The following is a 16,211-nucleotide window of genomic DNA, read 5'->3' as shown; positions in this document are numbered from 1 at the left end:
ATCAGCGTCTCAGCCAACTCGAAGAGGTTTTCTCTAGAACGAAGGTCATCGTCGCCAGCAGCGCCGCCGCCCTCGTCAGTGAGCGGACTTATAGACACACACCTTTTTACAGTCAACTCTCATTTCTAAAATTTCCCGAGAAAGATACAAGTGATTGGAAAGGTGAGAGGATTTCGATTGGGGATCGCTCAAGTGACGCAACACCCCCTATAAACCGGGCCAATGATGCCGTGGGGCCAGCCCGTGGACACACGGATGCCATCGGAAAATCACATTTGAGAGGTCTACCGGTTTCGTAGCCCCTTTATAGAGGGCTCCAGCTTCGGCAGTGGGCGATGTTTGACACATCTCCGCCAAACATGCAGATGTATCGCAACGGAAATGACGGGATCGATATCTTGGTATTGCGGGTAGACATCGCATGCTGACTGACCGGAACATGGTGCGTTCCCTTGGTAGCGAGCCGCCCATCATGGCTGACGGGCATCGCGCACCCGATCGCCGTGAAATTTCTCTGCGCTGGCTTTCCGGCACCTTCCTGACAGGTATTACGTCAAGCGTTCTGATGGGCGTGGCATTGTTTGCGGCCCTTGATGGTCGACAACAGCTTGCCATCCCGGCGGAAGCCTATGCAACGGCAAGCGCCGAACCCAAGGATGTCGAGAAGACTACAAGGGGCGGGCGGCTTGTCGCGCCGATCATCGCGGCCAAGCCCGCCGATCGCAGCATTATGGAAGTCTCCACGGTCTTGCGCGAAGGCGACAAGGATGTGGTTCGTCGCCAGCCATTCTCGCATGTGAAGATGATGCTGGCCGCCAACAATGCCGCGCCCGAGGATTATCCAGCGTTTGATCCGCTGAAGATCTTCTCGGCCGACGAGCGTTCGGCAGCGGCAAACCGTGCCGCAACGATCTACGGTTCTGAAGTTGAATCCGAAGTCAGCCTCAAGACGACAGATTTTCCTGTCGCCAGCGCATCGGTACCATTCGCCGGCAACATGACGCTGGAGGAAGTGGAGGAGAATGTCCGCTCCAACGGATCGGTTTTGACCGATGGCGATACGCAACTGGCGGCTCTGTCCTATGTCGACCCCCGCAGATTTGCGGATGACGACGAAAACATAGGCCTGGGATCCGGTCTTGCCGCGCGCGTGCTTGAACAGAACATGAGTGTCTCGGTGCTGCAGCCGCTAACGCCGCAGACGCCTGAATATGCGGACGACATCATTCCCGTTCGCCGCAGCCAGACCATCGCGGCAGCCATGAAGGGTGCGGGCTATCCATCGGCCGAAGCCGAGGATTCCAGCCGTGTGCTCGCGCCGCAATTGGGCACTGAGGAAGTGGAAGAAGGCGACGTTATTCGCGTCGGCATGATCCAGCGCGGTGAGGAAGTGCGGATTGTCAGGATTTCGATCTATCGCGGTACCAAGCATCTGGTGACCATGGCCATCAATGACTCCGGGCGTCTGGTTCCGGGAGAAGCGCCCGCTATGCTTGATGCGGTCGCGAGCGCTTTCGACGGCAACAGCAACCAGGTTGTCACCGGCCGCGACCTGCCCAGAGTCTATGACGGAATCTACAGGGCTGCGCTCTCTTATGGCATGAGCAAGGAGATGACCGCCCTGGTCATCAAGCTTCTCGCCAGCAATGTGGATTTCCAGGCGCAGTTGAAACCGACGGATACGCTGGAAGCCTTTTTCTCCGTGGAGGACGAAAGCGGCCAGGCCACGGAAGAATCAGAACTTCTTTATGTCAGGGCACGCTTCGGCGACACCATCACGACTTTCTATCGCTTCCAGGACCCCTCGGACAATTCGGTCGATTACTTCGACGAAAACGGCAAGAGCATCCGCCAGTTCCTGTTGCGCAATCCCGTACCCAACGGACGCCTGACCTCCGGCTTCGGCATGCGTCGCCATCCGATTCTCGGCTATTCGCGCATGCATACCGGCACGGACTGGGCCGCACCGCGCGGCACACCGATTATCGCCTCGGGCAATGGGGTCGTCATATCAGCGGGTTGGGAGTCGGGCTACGGTAACCAGACATTGATCCGGCATGCCAATGGCTATGTCACGTCCTACAATCACCAGAGCGCAATCGCCAAGGGCGTGCGCGAGGGCGCGCGGATCACCCAGGGCCAGGTCATCGGCTTTGTCGGATCGACGGGATCCTCCACAGGGTCCCACTTACATTATGAGCTGATCATCAACGGCACCAAGGTCGATGCCATGAAGGTTCGCTTGCCCGGTGGCAAATCTCTGGAGGGACCGGCACTTGCCAGCTTCATGGCAGAGCGCGACCGCATCGATGCGCTTCTGGGCAACCCGCGCCAGCCAAACGAGGTTGCCAGCCGTTAGAGCCTTTCAGGGTTAAATAGAAGCGTTCTGCTGGCTCAAACGGAGTCGGATGGTCGACCAACCGGCGCGCGTCGTAGCCAGGCTCTACGTCCAAGCCGGTCGGTCGACCAGGCGGCCCGTTTCAGCCAGCCCGAAGGGCCGGGCATCTTTCCGCCAGGATCAGAGGCGATCAGCTCGGACGTACCCTGGGTATGCCCGTCGCCAATCGCCTCTGCCCTGACGAAAACCTGCTCCGGCAGAACGCTTCTAGTTAACCCTGAAAGGCTCTAATGGCCGGAACGAAAAATGGCGGCCCGAGAGCCGCCATTGCCATTTGTCGACGATCTAACGTTTAAGCCGCCTTTTCGACACTGGATGCGGTCGAAAACAACAGCCGATCCGAACCCGCCGAGACATCCACGACAGACCCATCGGGAATGGCGCCCGACAGGATCTGCTCGGCAAGCGGATCCTGGACGAACTTCTGGATCACCCGCTTCAAGGGACGCGCGCCGTAGACCGGATCGTATCCCTTGTCGGCCAGCCAGCTTCGCGCATCGGCATGCAGCGTGATGGCGATCTTGCGCTCGCTCAGAAGAGACATCAGCCGCTTCAACTGGATATCGACGATCGTGCCCATTTCCTGGCGCCGCAACCGATGGAACAGGATAATTTCATCGACACGGTTGAGGAATTCGGGACGGAACGCGCTCTTCACCACATCCATCACCTGATTGCGCACGCTATCGCTGTCTTCGTTCTCACCAAGGGCCGTCAGATATTCCGCACCCAGGTTCGACGTCATGATGATGATCGTGTTCTTGAAGTCGACCGTCCGGCCCTGTCCGTCGGTCAGGCGTCCGTCGTCCAGAACCTGGAGCAGCACGTTGAAGACATCGGGATGCGCCTTCTCGATCTCGTCGAACAGCACGACCTGATAGGGCTTGCGGCGCACGGCTTCCGTCAGAGCACCGCCATCCTCATAGCCGACATAGCCGGGAGGGGCACCGATCAGCCGGGCCACGGAGTGTTTCTCCATGTATTCCGACATATCCATGCGCACGATGGCGGTCTCGTCGTCAAACAGGAACCGGGCCAGAGACTTGGTCAGCTCGGTCTTGCCGACGCCGGTGGGCCCCAGGAAGATGAACGAGCCGATCGGCCGGTTGGGATCCTGCAGCCCGGCACGTGCACGGCGAACCGCGCGCGAAACAGCCTGAACCGCATCGCCCTGCCCGACGACGGACTTGGCCAGTTCGTCCTCCATCCGCAACAGCTTTTCCCGCTCGCCTTCCAGCATCTTGTCGACCGGAATACCGGTCCAGCGGGAAACGATATGGGCGATGTTGTCCGGGGTCACGACCTCCTGAACCATGGAGTCACGGCCACTTCCATCCTGCGCTTCGGCAGCCTGAAGCTGCTTTTCAAGCTCCGGGATCTTGCCATAGGCCAGTTCGCCCGCACGCTGGAACTCACCTTTTCGCTGGGCAATCGCCAGATCGTTGCGTGCCTCGTCCAACTGCCGTTTCAGGTCGGCAGCCAGACCCAGCTTCTGCTTTTCCGCCTGCCAGCGCGCGGTCAGCGCGTCAGCCTGCTCCTCGAAAGACGCAAGATCAGCCTCCAGCCGCTTCAGCCGATCAGCGGATGACACGTCGGTCTCCTTCTTCAAGGCTTCGCGCTCGATCTTGAGCTGGATGATCTTACGATCCAGTTCATCGAGTTCTTCCGGCTTGGAGTCCACCTGCATGCGCAACCGCGAGGCCGCCTCGTCCATCAGGTCGATCGCCTTGTCCGGCAGGAAACGGTCGGTGATATAGCGATTCGACAGGGTTGCGGCGGCAACGATCGCCGAGTCTGAAATCCGCACCTTGTGGTGCTGCTCGTACTTCTCCTTCAGCCCACGCAGAATGGATACGGTGTCTTCGACCGTCGGCTCGTCAACAACGACAGGCTGGAAGCGGCGGGCAAGTGCCGGATCCTTTTCCACGTGCTTGCGATATTCGTCGAGCGTGGTGGCACCAACGCAATGCAGTTCCCCGCGCGCCAAGGCCGGCTTCAGCAGGTTGGAAGCATCCATCGCGCCGTCTGCCTTGCCGGCACCGACAAGCGTGTGCATCTCATCAATGAACAGGATGATCTCGCCGTTTTCCGACTGCACCTCGTTGAGCACGGCCTTCAGCCGCTCTTCGAATTCGCCGCGATACTTAGCACCTGCGATCAGCGCGCCCATGTCGAGCGCCATCAGCTTCTTCTCTTTCAGGCTTTCCGGAACGTCGCCATTGATGATGCGCAGGGCCAGACCCTCGGCAATCGCCGTCTTGCCGACACCCGGCTCACCGATCAGGACAGGATTGTTCTTGGTGCGGCGCGACAGGACCTGGATTGTCCGGCGGATCTCGTCGTCCCGGCCAATAACAGGGTCCAACCTGCCGTCACGGGCCTCAGCCGTCAGATCGCGTGCATATTTCTTCAATGCGTCGAAACCGGCCTCGGCATTGGCGCCATCTGCGGTGCGACCCTTGCGGATATCATTGATCACCTGGTTCAGGGCGTTGGCCGTGACGCCCGCCTTCTTCAGGGTCTGGGCGGTCGAGGCGGACGTCTCGATCGCAAGCGCCAGCAACAGGCGCTCGACGGTGACGAAGCTATCGCCCGCCTTCTTGGCCGCATCTTCTGCCGTCGAAAAGACCTTTGCGAGCGGCTGGGACAGATAGACCTGTCCATTGCCGCCACTCACCTTGGGCAGCTTGGCAAGTGCCGCGTCATTGGCGATCCGCGCCTCGCGCGCATCGCCGCCCGCCCGGGAAATCAGCGAGGACGCCATGCCCTGGTCGTCGTCAAGCAGGACCTTCAGCACATGCTCGGCCGCAAACTGCTGGTGATTCTCCGATAATGCATAGGTTTGGGCCGACTGCAGAAAGCCGCGCACCCGCTCGGAATATTTTTCGATGTTCATCGCCTATCTCCATGAACCGCCCTGCCCGCTTCGGCACAGAGCGGCGGTTGAGGAAAGGCCCCCATGAGGCGGGCCCTGGACGACACCTCCGCGCAAAGCGGTAAGTCGTCCCTTCAAGGCAGATATGGTGTGAATTTTTTGCCGTTTAAAGAGGCATTTAAACGAAAAAACTCCGGCCGGAGCCGGAGTTCTGGAGATCGTCGCGCAATGGAAGTTGCGGCTCTATTATTCCGAGACGGTGGCCAGGACCGCGGCTTCCGCGGGTGCCTGATCGCCATCGCCGTCACCGCCCTTGGCGCCATCTTCGCCTGCCTCGGCAGAGCCCGCGGCGCGACGCGGTTGGCGACGCGGACGTGGTGTGGCATTACGGCGACGCGGCTGGCGCTCGGCCGGCTGCTCTTCAGTGCTCTCAGGAGCAGCAACAGCAGCGGCAACCGGAACATCTTCGATCACGGGCTGCGGACCGGTACCGGCAATTACAGGCGCCGGGCGCTGCTCTTGCGCCACTCTGGGCTCCCGTGGCTCACGATGTTCCCTCGGCTCGCGGGGCTCACGCGGCTCCCTTTGAGGGCGCGGCTCGCGGACTGGATTATTCGCTGCCTGAACCGGAGCAGGTGCCGGCTGCGGGCTGGGCTGGTGGTTCGAATGAACCTCGTCGGCACCATCCATATCGTCGTCGCGGTCGTTGTAATCCCGATCGCTGAAGTCATTTCGCTCTTCGCGGTCGTCACGCTGGAAGCGGTCCTGCATCTGCGCCTGCGCGGCGGCAATGATGCGGTTATAGTGCTCGGCGTGCTGGAGATAGTTTTCCGCCATCACGCGGTCGCCGGAACTCTGGGCATCACGGGCCAGTGCACTGTATTTCTCTGCGATATGCTGCGCAGTACCGCGAATCTTCACGTCAGGGCCGGAACTGTCGTAGGTCCGGGTCAGCGGATTGGCGCCCTTGCGGTTGAAATTTCCGCCACCGCCGCCGCCGCCATTGTTGTTATTGCGCCCCCGACCCCGCTTGTTCTGCTGTCCTGGCCTCATCGATGGATCACCTGAATTCTCTTGTTTGCTGGATTGGAAAACGGCTGGTGGTTAGGCATCAAGCCGAACCAAGCCTTCGCGTGCCGCGGGCATACTGCGCCATTGCTTCACTTGCCGCTGGTGAATGTTAAAGTTTACTGATCACGCATCAGGATTTGTCGCGCCGCGAAACTCTCGTATTGAGAGCGGAATTCGAAACCGATCCAGACCCGAACGAATCTCTAGGATCGTTCCCCGCTGCCCGATGCGTGGCGCAACCTATCCCGCTTCTACTTTAAAACCAAGCCTTTTCTTTACTGCAGTTAAAATCGTGAGCATCTGCAACATTATCGCTCCGCCGCGCGGCGGAACATCAGGACCCGGTCCTGACCACCATAATCACTGGCCTTGTCGACCAATGTAAAGCCCGCGCCGGTGAAAATATTGGTAACATCCACTCTTTGGTCGAAGCCGATCTCAAGACCGATCCATCCGTCCTCAGCCAGATGATCACCCGCCTTGCCGGCAATTGCGCGATAGGCGTCAAGACCATCCGCGCCACCATCAAGGGCGGCCATTGGATCGAAGAGACGAACCTCGGGGGATAGTTCCTCGATCACCCCAGTCCTTATATACGGAGGATTTGACAGGATCACGTCAAATGTGCCCGTGACGGCATCGAACCAGTGGCTCTCCAGAGGCGTGAAGCGATCCGCGACATCATGCATATTGGCGTTGGACTGCGCCGTTGCAAGGGCATCGGGTGAGATATCCGACCCCACCACCAAAACCTCAGGGCAGTGTTTCAGGATGGCGAGCGCGATTGCGCCGGTTCCCGTGCCAATATCCAGCACCCGCGCGGCGCCCCTGGCCTTCACGATGTCCTCAATGATGGGCAAGGCGCGATCCACCAGAATCTCAGTATCCGGACGCGGCTCCAACGTACCGGCCGAAACCGCTAGGTCCATTCCATAGAACTCCCTGCGGCCGAGGATACGATGGACCGGCTCACGATTGCACCGGCGCTCAATGGATGCAGCCAGTCTTTCTGCCTGTGTCCCATCCGGGACGCGATCACCCTGCAGGATCATATCAGTGGGGGAAAGGCCGAGCACTCCGGCCACCAGCACACGCGCATCGGTCGGCGGATCATCAATGCCAGCCGCGGCAAAAGCCTGTCGCGCCGCCTTGACCCATTCGGCGACACTACGCGCCTCGAACGTCATGGATTCGCGCCAAGTTGCGCCAATTGGCCAGCCTGATAGTCGGCGATCAGGGCATCGACCATCTCATCGATATCACCCTCGATCATCTTGTCCAGCTTGTAGAGCGTCAGGTTGATGCGATGGTCGGTCACCCGGCCCTGCGGAAAGTTGTAAGTCCTGATGCGCTCGGACCGATCGCCAGAGCCGACCTGGCTTTTGCGATCCGCAGATCGCTCGCTCTCGGCCCGTTGCCGCTCCATATCGAACAGCCGAGAGCGCAATACCTGCATTGCCTTGGCGCGGTTCTGATGCTGCGATTTCTCTGAAGACGTCACGACGATTCCTGTCGGCAAATGCGTGATCCGCACCGCCGAGTCGGTCGTGTTGACGTGCTGGCCACCGGCTCCCGACGACCGCATCGTGTCGATGCGGATGTCTTCCGGGCGAATTTCGATGTCGATGTCTTCCGCTTCCGGCAACACGGCTACGGTCGCCGCGGATGTGTGGATGCGTCCCTGCGTTTCAGTATCCGGCACACGCTGAACGCGGTGCACGCCCGATTCGAACTTCAGCTTGGAGAAGACGCCGCGCCCGGTAACGGTCGCGATGATTTCCTTGTAGCCCCCGGCTTCACCCTCGCTGGACGAGAGCACCTCCACCTTCCAGCCCTTGGTGCTGGCAAAGCGCTCATACATGCGAAACAGGTCGCCGGCGAACAGCGCCGCCTCGGATCCGCCGGTACCCGCACGGATTTCCAGGATGGCGCTCTTCTCATCCGCCGCATCCTTGGGCAACAGCAGAATCTGCATGTCGTTTTCGAGGCCGCCGATACGGGCCTCGACATCAGGCAGTTCCATTTCTGCCAGTTCGCGCATCTCGCGATCCGTGGATTTGTCGCCCAGAAGCGCCCGCAGACCGGCCAGCTCGCTCACTGCGGCCTCGTATTCGCGGATCTTGCGAACCACAGGCTGCAGTTCCGCATATTCGGAGGCCAGTTTGACATAGACGTCAGCGGCCGGGCCGGCAGACATGCGCGCCTCAATCTCGCCAAACCGGCGTTCGAGTTCGCGCATTTTCTCCACAGGAAGCTTCGCCACCCTTTACCCCGCACTACAATGTCTAAAGAGGAATGTTGTTGTCTTCGGCAAACCGCGTCAGCAGCGCCCGCACCGGTTCTGGCGACTTGTGATCGTCCAGTGCGTCATTCAGTTCTTGCGCAAGCCGGTCGACGTCAAGCCCAAGCAGCATGGCCTTGATAGGCCCGATGGCCGTCGGCGACATGGAAATGGAGCGGAAGCCGATCCCGAGCAAGGCCATCGCCGAGAGCGGCTTGCCGGCAATCTCGCCGCAAAGGGTGACCGGGGTCATGTTGCGATCGGCCGCGCGCACGATATCGCGCAGGATCCGCAGGAAGGGACGCCCCAGCACATCGAAGCGATCGGAAACGCGGGCATTTCCGCGATCCACGGCCATCGAGAACTGGAAAAGATCGTTGGAGCCGACGGAGACGAAGTCCACCTCCTCCATCAACTCGTCGAGCTGCCACAGCAGAGCCGGGACTTCGAGCATCGCACCGAAGCTCAAGCGCTTGGGCAGTTGATGGCCGAATTTCGAGAGATGCTGGACCTCTTTTTGCATCAGGTCGCGCACGGCCCTGATCTCGCCGACTTCCGTCACCATCGGCAGCATCATCTTCAGCTCTGCGCCGGCAGCCGCCTTCAAAAGCGCACGAAGCTGGGTGCGCAGCAGGCCCGGCCGGTCGAGCGATAGCCGGATGGCACGCCATCCCAAGGCCGGGTTTTCCTCGTCCTGGCCGCGGAAATAGGAGAGAACCTTGTCGCCACCGATATCGAGCGTGCGGAACGTGACCGGGCGGCCGGCCGCCTGCTTCAGCACACTACGGTAGAAGCTTTCCTGCTCCTCGGCCTTGGGCATGGTCGAAGCGATCATGAACTGCAGCTCGGTGCGGAAAAGGCCGATGCCTGATGCGCCCGATTCCGTCAGCTGCGGCAGATCGACCAAGAGGCCGGCATTCATCTGCAGATTGATATGCTTGCCATCCCTAGTGACGGGCTCGACATCGCGCAGCGCCTTGAACTGTTCCTGCCGGCGGGCCCGCAGCCGCACCTTTTCTTCATAAGCCTTCTGCAGGTCGGCCATCGGGCGGATATGCACCTTGCCGTCGTCACCATCGATGATGACGGCATCGCCATTTTCCGCCAGTGCCACGGCGCCCGCGGCCTGGCCGACAACGGCAATACCCATGGCCCGCGCGACGATCACCACATGGCTGGTTACAGCGCCTTCTTCCAGCACCAACCCGCGAACATTGGCGCGGGGATAGTCCAGAAGTTCGGCAGCACCCATGGCGCGGGCGAAGATCACGGCATCGGACGGAAAGCCCTCGGTGCTGCTGCTCGGAGAAAAGCCGGTCAGCTGACGCAGCAGGCGATTCGCGAGATCGTCAAAATCATGCATCCGTTCGCGCAGATAGGGGTCCGTCAGGCGAATCATCCGCGCCTTGGTGTCGCTCTGCACCTTTTCCACGGCGGCTTCTGCGGTCAGGCCGTTGTGGATCGCCTCTTCCATGCGCCGCACCCAGCCCTGGTCATGGGCAAACATGCGGTAGGTCTCGAGCACATCCCGGTGCTCACCCTCCATGGATATTTCGCGACGCGACAGCATGTCGTCGATCGAGATGCGCAGAGAGCCCAGCGCTTCGGCCAGACGCCGGATTTCGGTCTCGGTATCCTCGTTCAGGAGGTTTGTGACAACGATGCGCGGCTCATGCAGCACCACATAGCCCAGCCCTATCCCTTCGCTATAGCTGTCACCCTCGATGGTGACGGCGCGTGTCAGGTCGAGTTCCAGGCCAGGGCGGGTAATTTTCTTGAGTTCGCCGGTCGCGATCATTTCCGCCAGCACCATGGCGGTCGTTTCGAGCGCTTCAAGCTCGTCCTCCCGGTAGTTTCGCTGCGCCTTGTTCTGAACGACAAGAACGCCCAAACTGCGACCGGCCCGCAAAATCGGAACGCCGAGGAAGGAGTGATAGATTTCTTCACCCGTTTCAGGGAGATAGCGGAAGGCGGGATGCGCCTGAGCGTCGGAAAGATTGAGCGATTGCGCCGAGGCGGCAATGGTGCCGACAAGGCCCTGGCCCATCTTCAACTGGGCCAGATGCACGGCATCCTTGTTGAGACCTTCGGTGGCGTAAAGCTCCAGCACGCCATCCGAGCGCAAAACGTAGACCGAGCACACCTCGGCTACCATGTTGCTGGCGATCTGCCGGACGATGCGGTCCAACCGCTCCTGGGGCTCCAGCGGCTCCGCCATGAGTTCGCGCAGCCGCTTGAGCAGGACACGCGGACCGGCTGACAGATCTCTCATCGCGCTGGTGCTCCCCGAATTCGAGTATCGGCAGGAGTTTGTCCCCCGTGGCCATGGACCACGAAGCAGGCCCTCTTCCTGCTTTCAGTTCAATTCTTATCGAGACCGTAGCACGAATGCAAAGTCCTAACCGCCAGCTCCGCATAGGGACCGTCGATAAGGATGGAAATCTTGATTTCCGAGGTGGTGATTGCCTTGATGTTGATGCCTTTTTCGGCAAGTGCCTTGAAGGCTGTCGCGGCAACGCCCGCGTGGCTGCGCATGCCGATGCCGATGACAGACACCTTGACCAGCCCCGATTCGCTCTGGACGACGTCGTAGCCGATCTTGTCCTTGTTGTCCTCGAGCACCTTCAGCGCCTTGGCGGCATCGCCGGAGGGGACCGTGAAGGTCATGTCGGTGCGAGTACCGTCTTCCGAGATGTTCTGCACGATCATATCGACATTGATATGGGATTCCGCCAGCGGCCCGAAGATCGCGGCCGAAACGCCCGGGCGGTCCGCGAGCCGGCGCAGCGAGACCTGCGCTTCATCCTTGGCAAAGGCAATGCCCGTTACGACTTCCTGTTCCACGATCTCATCCTCATCGCAAATCAACGTACCTGGCGGATTCAAGAGGTCCCCCATGCCAGGCGCATCGGGGTCTTCGAAACTGGAGCGAACGAAGGTGCGCACCTTGTGTACCATGGCAAGTTCGACCGAGCGAACCTGCAGAACCTTGGCGCCGAGCGATGCCATTTCCAGCATCTCCTCGAAGGCGACCTTCTTCAGACGGCGCGCCTTTGGTTCGACGCGCGGGTCCGTGGTGTAGACACCGTCGACATCCGTATAGATGTCGCAGCGATCCGCCTTGACCGCTGCTGCAATCGCCACTGCCGAGGTATCCGAGCCGCCGCGGCCGAGCGTGGCAATGCGATTGTCAGGCCCGATGCCCTGGAAGCCGGCGATGACAGCAACCTGTCCTTCGCCCATGCGCCGGATGATCTCGGAACCATCGATTTCCTGAATGCGCGCTGCTCCATGGGCATTGTCTGTCTGGATGGCGATCTGCCAGCCCTGCCAGGAGCGCGCATTAATATCCATCGACTGCAGCGCAATCGCCAGCAGACCGGCCGTGACCTGCTCGCCGGAGGCAACAACGGCGTCATATTCTCGCGCGTCATAAAAGGGAGAGCTGGCGCCGGTGACCTTCGGCATATTCTGCACCCAGTCCACCAGCTCATTGGTCTTGCCGGACATGGCGGAAACAACCACGGCCACTTCGTGCCCGGCATTCACTTCACGTTTCACATGACGGGCGACATTATAGATGCGTTCGAGATTGGCGACGGAGGTTCCGCCGAATTTCATGACGATGCGAGCCATGGGCCTTACCGATGCAACTGCGGGGTCAGGATGACGCCGCAAGGGGAGACGCGCAACCGGGCATGCCGGCAACGAAGTTGCGGTCTCTTATCCAAAATACAACGGATGTTCAATGGCTGGGGATCGCGCGAATTGACCTACGGACTGGGAAAACTGATCAGGCGGAAATGCGCGCAAAGAAAACGGCCGGAACGCATCCCGGCCGTTAACGAACTGGCAGATCTCAGGCGATCAGTTGCAGCCGCCCGGATTGAACATGCATGGCGGGGGGCCTCGATCAATCCGCCGATCTCCGGAACCAGGCGCGACGCCACTGTCCTGTCGGCGATCAAATCCGCCCGATCGATCGGAATCACGACGCCAGTCGCCCCGGCGGTCATCGTCCCGGCGGCGCTCATCGGCGCGAAAATCGTCCCGGCGGTCATAGCGGGGCGGCGGCGGACGACGATCGTCCTGACCCCAGCGATCACGATCCCTGTAGAAATCGCGGTTGCGATAATGGCGATCCCAATAAGTCCCGACGCTGAAGGTCACGCTTGGAATGCCCAGCGGGCGGTAATACTGCGGATCGACATAGACGCGTCGCTGGGAGTAGGTGGCCTGCAAATAGCTACCCGACATCCAGCCACGATACCCACGATACGACACGTCGCACCAGTTCGCGCTCTGCATGCATCCGAAGATTTCCAACCGGCTGCCCGCGGGAACGACGAGCACCGGAGGATAGCTTGTGCTGGGTCCCGATCGCAGGTTGACGTTTGCGGTGGATACGGCCGGCGCGGCATTGGCCACCAATGGCAATGCCGCGACAGCCACCGCCGCTAGTGCTGAAATTCTGAATGGTAACATCAAACTTCTCCTGGACTTACGGGCTGGGATATAGCGTTTCCCGCGTGAACCGCTTGTGAACAACGCATTCATCTGCGTCTTGGCTCCCTGGCCGCATCGAAATACCGAGAGGCGGCCAACATGGCTGCGACGGCGTGCGCGCTTGACAACCGGGCCTTATCGTCCGACTTGAATAGCAGGTGGGTTTTTAGGAGATGACCGCATGAGCGACGCCGCACGCACGACGATCGACCAGACGGAAGTGGACCGCTTTTCCGCAATGGCCGCGGAGTGGTGGGATCCCACGGGAAAATTCCGCCCGCTACACAAGATCAATCCGGTCAGGCTCTCCTACATCCGCGACAAGGTCTCGGCCAACTACGGCCGCGATCCGAAGTCACACAATCCCCTGGCGGGCTTGCGCGTCCTCGACATCGGTTGCGGCGGCGGCTTGCTCTCGGAACCGGTGGCGCGCATGGGGGCTGATGTCCTGGGCGCCGACGCCTCGGAGCGGAATATCGGCATTGCCCGCACCCATGCGGCCCAGTCGGGCGTGACAGTGGATTATCGCGCCGTTACCGCCGAGAGCCTGGCCGCGGATGGCGAGACCTTCGATGTCGTCTTGAACATGGAAGTCGTTGAACACGTCGCCGATGTCGATTTCTTCATTTCCACCTGTGCGTCCATGGTCCGCCCTGGCGGGCTGATGCTGATCTCTACCATCAACCGCACCTTCAAGGCGGCGGCGCTCGCCATCATCGGCGCGGAATATGTGTTGCGGTGGCTGCCGAAAGGCACGCATCAATATGAAAAGCTCGTCCGTCCGCAGGAGTTGGAAGCGCCACTCGCCGCCAGTGGCATGACGGTGGAGGAGCGCATCGGCGTGTTCTTCAATCCGCTCCAGAACCAATGGAACCTGTCGCCGGATACGGATGTGAACTATATGATCTTGTCGCGGCGACCTGCTGCAACGGATCTCGCCTGATGGCCGCGCCTCAGGAGATCATCGACTTCTGGCTGAGCCACGGCCCCGAGGCCTGGTTCTCCGCCAATGCGGAACTCGACCGACAGATTGCGGAAAAATACGCCGATCTTCATATCGATGCCTGCAAGCGGGAGCTATCGACCTGGGAGGAAACGCCCGAGGGTTCGCTGGCTCTGCTGTTGTTGCTCGACCAGTTTCCCCGAAACCTTTATCGCGGCAGCGCCCATTCCTATGCCACGGACGGGCTGGCGCGCGCCATTGCGCGGCGAGCGCTGGCCAAGGGTCACGATCGGCAGGTCGAGCCGATCCTGCGTCCCTTCTTCTACCTTCCGTTCGAGCATTCGGAAGATATCGAAGACCAGCATAAATGCGTGCGTCTGTTCGAGTTCCATCGCGATGAAACTGGGGACGAGGAAACGCTGAAATGGGCGGTTGTTCACCGCGACATCATCGAGCGGTTCGGTCGCTTCCCCCATCGCAATGATGCACTGGGCCGTGATACGACCCCTGAGGAACAGGCCTATCTGGACGCCGACGGCTTCAAGGGCTGAGCCAGACCGTCAATTGACATCGTCAGGCAGCACCGGAAGCGGTGCGATGGCGATGCCCTCCTCGATCAAGGCCTTGGCCTCGGTCGGCGAGGCCTGGCCGACGATGCCGCGAGCATCGGCTTCACCATAATGGATCTTGCGAGCCTCCTCCGGGAAGCGTTCGCCGACATCCTCGCTGTTCGCTCGGATCGCGGCGACTGCCTCCTTGAGCTTTACGAAGCTCGCCTTCTGCGCCTCGTCCACCGCAAGCGCATGGGTCGCCTCTTTCTTGCGTGAGGTCGCAACCGATGGCGCCATCAGAAGCTTGGAGACCGACTCCGAACCGCAGACGGGACAAGTGAGAAGGCCAAGCCCCTTTTGCCGGTCGAAATCGGCACTTTCGGCAAACCAGCCTTCAAACTCGTGACTGTTTTCGCAGGAAAGCGCGTAGCGGATCAAACCGTGACACCCCCTTTGGCAAGGGCCGGCACCATGTCGAGGTTAAAGTCGCGGCCGTTCTTGAGATTCGGTATCTTGCCGCGGGCAGCGGCAACGGCAGACCGATCGATCTCTGCCAGCACCACAGCCTCGCCACTGCCACCGGCAGATGCCATGACCTTGCCCCAGGGATCGATGATCATCGAGTGACCGAAGGTTTCCCGACCGTCTTCGTGCAGACCAGCCTGGGCCGCGGCAATCAGGAACGCGCCATTTTCGATGGCGCGGGCGCGCAGCAGGATTTCCCAATGCGCTTCGCCGGTCTGGCGGGTAAATGCCGCCGGCACGGTCAGCACTTCGGCACCGGCCATGGCCTCGGTGCGGAACAGCGACGGGAAGCGGACGTCATAGCAGATGGCAAAACCCAGCTTGGCGAAGGGCAGATCGACCACGCGCGCCTCGGAGCCTGGACGATAAACAGAGCTTTCGCGCCAGCTTTCTCCGTTATCCAGGTCCACATCGAACATGTGGATCTTGTCGTAGCTGCAGATCTTGCCGCCATCGGGACCAAACAGGAAGCCACGATTGGCAATCTTGCCATCCGGCAACGCAATGGCGGTCGATCCCACATGGACGTGGATACCGAGGCTGAGCGCAAGTTCCGACGCGGTCTTGACGATGATATCGTCGCGCTCATATTTCAGAACCGCCATCAGACCCTTGCGGTCCTTCTGCACGGCGCCGGTCATTTCCGGCGACTGCACATAGACGGCGCCCTGGCCGGCCGCCTCACGCACCAGCCTCGACAAATCCGAAGCGTTCTTCTCCGGATCCACGCCGGAACACATTTGAATGGCGGCAGCCTTGAACGTCATGACAGTATCCCTCAGTTCGCCAGCATCGGGTCGAGCTTGCCGGCGCGATCAAGCGCCACGAGGTCGTCGCAGCCCCCGACATGGGTATCGTTGATGAATATCTGCGGGAACGTCGTCCGGCCATTGGCCTTGCCGATCATCTCCTGGCGTAGCTCTGCATTTCCAGTGGCATCATGTTCCACATAGGCCACGCCTTTGTCGTCAAGCAGCGCCTTGGCGCGTGCGCAATAGCCGCAAAACTGTCGTGTATAGATGGTTACGGATGCCATTCGCCTGTTCCATTCCTATCGACCA

Annotated in this window: 13 protein-coding genes; 3 read left to right on the top strand and 10 right to left on the bottom strand. The window is 60.5% G+C overall.

The window, feature by feature from the left end:
• The first annotated feature begins 421 nt into the window (after positions 1 to 421).
• Positions 422 to 2,359, top strand: a complete 1,938-nt coding sequence (locus B9A97_RS10465) for a M23 family metallopeptidase (RefSeq protein WP_084365262.1) — start codon at positions 422 to 424, stop codon at positions 2,357 to 2,359.
• A 331-nt stretch (positions 2,360 to 2,690) separates the two neighbouring features.
• Here B9A97_RS10465 and clpB read toward each other — a convergent pair whose 3' ends face one another.
• The 7 genes from clpB to B9A97_RS10420 all read right to left on the bottom strand — a co-directional run bounded on the left by clpB (position 2,691) and on the right by B9A97_RS10420 (position 13,110).
• On the bottom strand, positions 2,691 to 5,294 hold the full coding sequence (gene clpB, locus B9A97_RS10450) for an ATP-dependent chaperone ClpB (protein WP_084365261.1): 2,604 nt from the start codon (positions 5,292 to 5,294) through the stop codon (positions 2,691 to 2,693).
• Between the two features lie 225 nt (positions 5,295 to 5,519).
• Entirely contained in the window at positions 5,520 to 6,326 is an 807-nt protein-coding gene (locus B9A97_RS10445) for a DUF4167 domain-containing protein (RefSeq protein WP_084365260.1), read from the bottom strand.
• Positions 6,327 to 6,652: 326 nt separating this feature from the next.
• A complete protein-coding gene (prmC, locus tag B9A97_RS10440; RefSeq protein ID WP_084365259.1) occupies positions 6,653 to 7,531 on the bottom strand; it encodes a peptide chain release factor N(5)-glutamine methyltransferase in 879 nt (292 codons plus the stop codon).
• Positions 7,528 to 8,607: a peptide chain release factor 1 gene (gene prfA / locus B9A97_RS10435; RefSeq protein ID WP_084365258.1), complete on the bottom strand. Its 1,080-nt coding sequence runs from the start codon at positions 8,605 to 8,607 to the stop codon at positions 7,528 to 7,530. Before prfA ends, prmC begins: the two co-directional genes overlap by 4 nt.
• A 22-nt stretch (positions 8,608 to 8,629) precedes the next feature.
• Positions 8,630 to 10,897: a phosphoenolpyruvate--protein phosphotransferase gene (gene ptsP, locus B9A97_RS10430; protein WP_084365257.1), complete on the bottom strand. Its 2,268-nt coding sequence runs from the start codon at positions 10,895 to 10,897 to the stop codon at positions 8,630 to 8,632.
• A gap of 89 nt (positions 10,898 to 10,986) precedes the next feature.
• Positions 10,987 to 12,261, bottom strand: coding sequence for an aspartate kinase (locus tag B9A97_RS10425; RefSeq protein WP_084365256.1), 1,275 nt, complete (start codon positions 12,259 to 12,261; stop codon positions 10,987 to 10,989).
• 231 nt (positions 12,262 to 12,492) lie between these two features.
• Complete coding sequence (locus B9A97_RS10420) at positions 12,493 to 13,110, bottom strand: SH3 domain-containing protein (RefSeq protein ID WP_084365255.1); 618 nt, start codon at positions 13,108 to 13,110, stop codon at positions 12,493 to 12,495.
• A 202-nt stretch (positions 13,111 to 13,312) separates the two neighbouring features.
• On the opposite strand from B9A97_RS10420, the gene ubiG reads away from it, so the two are divergent.
• Positions 13,313 to 14,074, top strand: a complete 762-nt coding sequence (ubiG, locus tag B9A97_RS10415) for a bifunctional 2-polyprenyl-6-hydroxyphenol methylase/3-demethylubiquinol 3-O-methyltransferase UbiG (protein ID WP_084365254.1) — start codon at positions 13,313 to 13,315, stop codon at positions 14,072 to 14,074.
• Positions 14,074 to 14,625 carry a DUF924 family protein gene (locus B9A97_RS10410; protein ID WP_084365253.1) on the top strand — a complete coding sequence of 184 codons (552 nt, stop codon included), beginning with the start codon at positions 14,074 to 14,076 and terminating at the stop codon, positions 14,623 to 14,625. Before ubiG ends, B9A97_RS10410 begins: the two co-directional genes overlap by 1 nt.
• Before the next feature lie 9 nt (positions 14,626 to 14,634).
• Here the strand turns inward: B9A97_RS10410 and B9A97_RS10405 are convergent, their stop codons facing one another.
• The 3 genes from B9A97_RS10405 to grxC are packed head-to-tail and all read right to left on the bottom strand — an operon-like array spanning position 14,635 to position 16,186.
• Positions 14,635 to 15,063, bottom strand: a complete 429-nt coding sequence (locus tag B9A97_RS10405; RefSeq protein ID WP_084365252.1) for a DUF1178 family protein — start codon at positions 15,061 to 15,063, stop codon at positions 14,635 to 14,637.
• Positions 15,060 to 15,917 (bottom strand): carbon-nitrogen hydrolase family protein, encoded by an 858-nt coding sequence (locus B9A97_RS10400; protein WP_084365251.1) that lies wholly within the window; start codon positions 15,915 to 15,917, stop codon positions 15,060 to 15,062. The genes B9A97_RS10405 and B9A97_RS10400 overlap by 4 nt, the downstream gene beginning before the upstream one ends.
• An 11-nt stretch (positions 15,918 to 15,928) precedes the next feature.
• Complete coding sequence (gene grxC, locus B9A97_RS10395; RefSeq protein WP_084365250.1) at positions 15,929 to 16,186, bottom strand: glutaredoxin 3; 258 nt, start codon at positions 16,184 to 16,186, stop codon at positions 15,929 to 15,931.
• Positions 16,187 to 16,211 lie beyond the last annotated feature (25 nt).

The organism is Rhizobium sp. RU36D, from assembly GCF_900176345.1.
GTDB lineage: Bacteria > Pseudomonadota > Alphaproteobacteria > Rhizobiales > Rhizobiaceae > Allorhizobium.
Note: the sequence above shows the minus strand (reverse complement) of the source record. Positions and strands in the feature narration are given on the sequence as shown.

What these genes read in the sequence shown, in the direction of transcription:
- B9A97_RS10465 (WP_084365262.1), top strand. Translation starts at nt 422, where the DNA reads ATGCTGACTGACCGGAACATGGTGCGTTCCCTTGGTAGCGAGCCGCCC.
- clpB (WP_084365261.1), bottom strand. Translation starts at nt 5,294, where the DNA reads ATGAACATCGAAAAATATTCCGAGCGGGTGCGCGGCTTTCTGCAGTCG.
- B9A97_RS10445 (WP_084365260.1), bottom strand. Translation starts at nt 6,326, where the DNA reads ATGAGGCCAGGACAGCAGAACAAGCGGGGTCGGGGGCGCAATAACAAC.
- prmC (WP_084365259.1), bottom strand. Translation starts at nt 7,531, where the DNA reads ATGACGTTCGAGGCGCGTAGTGTCGCCGAATGGGTCAAGGCGGCGCGA.
- ptsP (WP_084365257.1), bottom strand. Translation starts at nt 10,897, where the DNA reads ATGAGAGATCTGTCAGCCGGTCCGCGTGTCCTGCTCAAGCGGCTGCGC.
- B9A97_RS10425 (WP_084365256.1), bottom strand. Translation starts at nt 12,261, where the DNA reads ATGGCTCGCATCGTCATGAAATTCGGCGGAACCTCCGTCGCCAATCTC.
- B9A97_RS10420 (WP_084365255.1), bottom strand. Translation starts at nt 13,110, where the DNA reads ATGTTACCATTCAGAATTTCAGCACTAGCGGCGGTGGCTGTCGCGGCA.
- ubiG (WP_084365254.1), top strand. Translation starts at nt 13,313, where the DNA reads ATGAGCGACGCCGCACGCACGACGATCGACCAGACGGAAGTGGACCGC.
- B9A97_RS10410 (WP_084365253.1), top strand. Translation starts at nt 14,074, where the DNA reads ATGGCCGCGCCTCAGGAGATCATCGACTTCTGGCTGAGCCACGGCCCC.
- B9A97_RS10400 (WP_084365251.1), bottom strand. Translation starts at nt 15,917, where the DNA reads ATGACGTTCAAGGCTGCCGCCATTCAAATGTGTTCCGGCGTGGATCCG.
- grxC (WP_084365250.1), bottom strand. Translation starts at nt 16,186, where the DNA reads ATGGCATCCGTAACCATCTATACACGACAGTTTTGCGGCTATTGCGCA.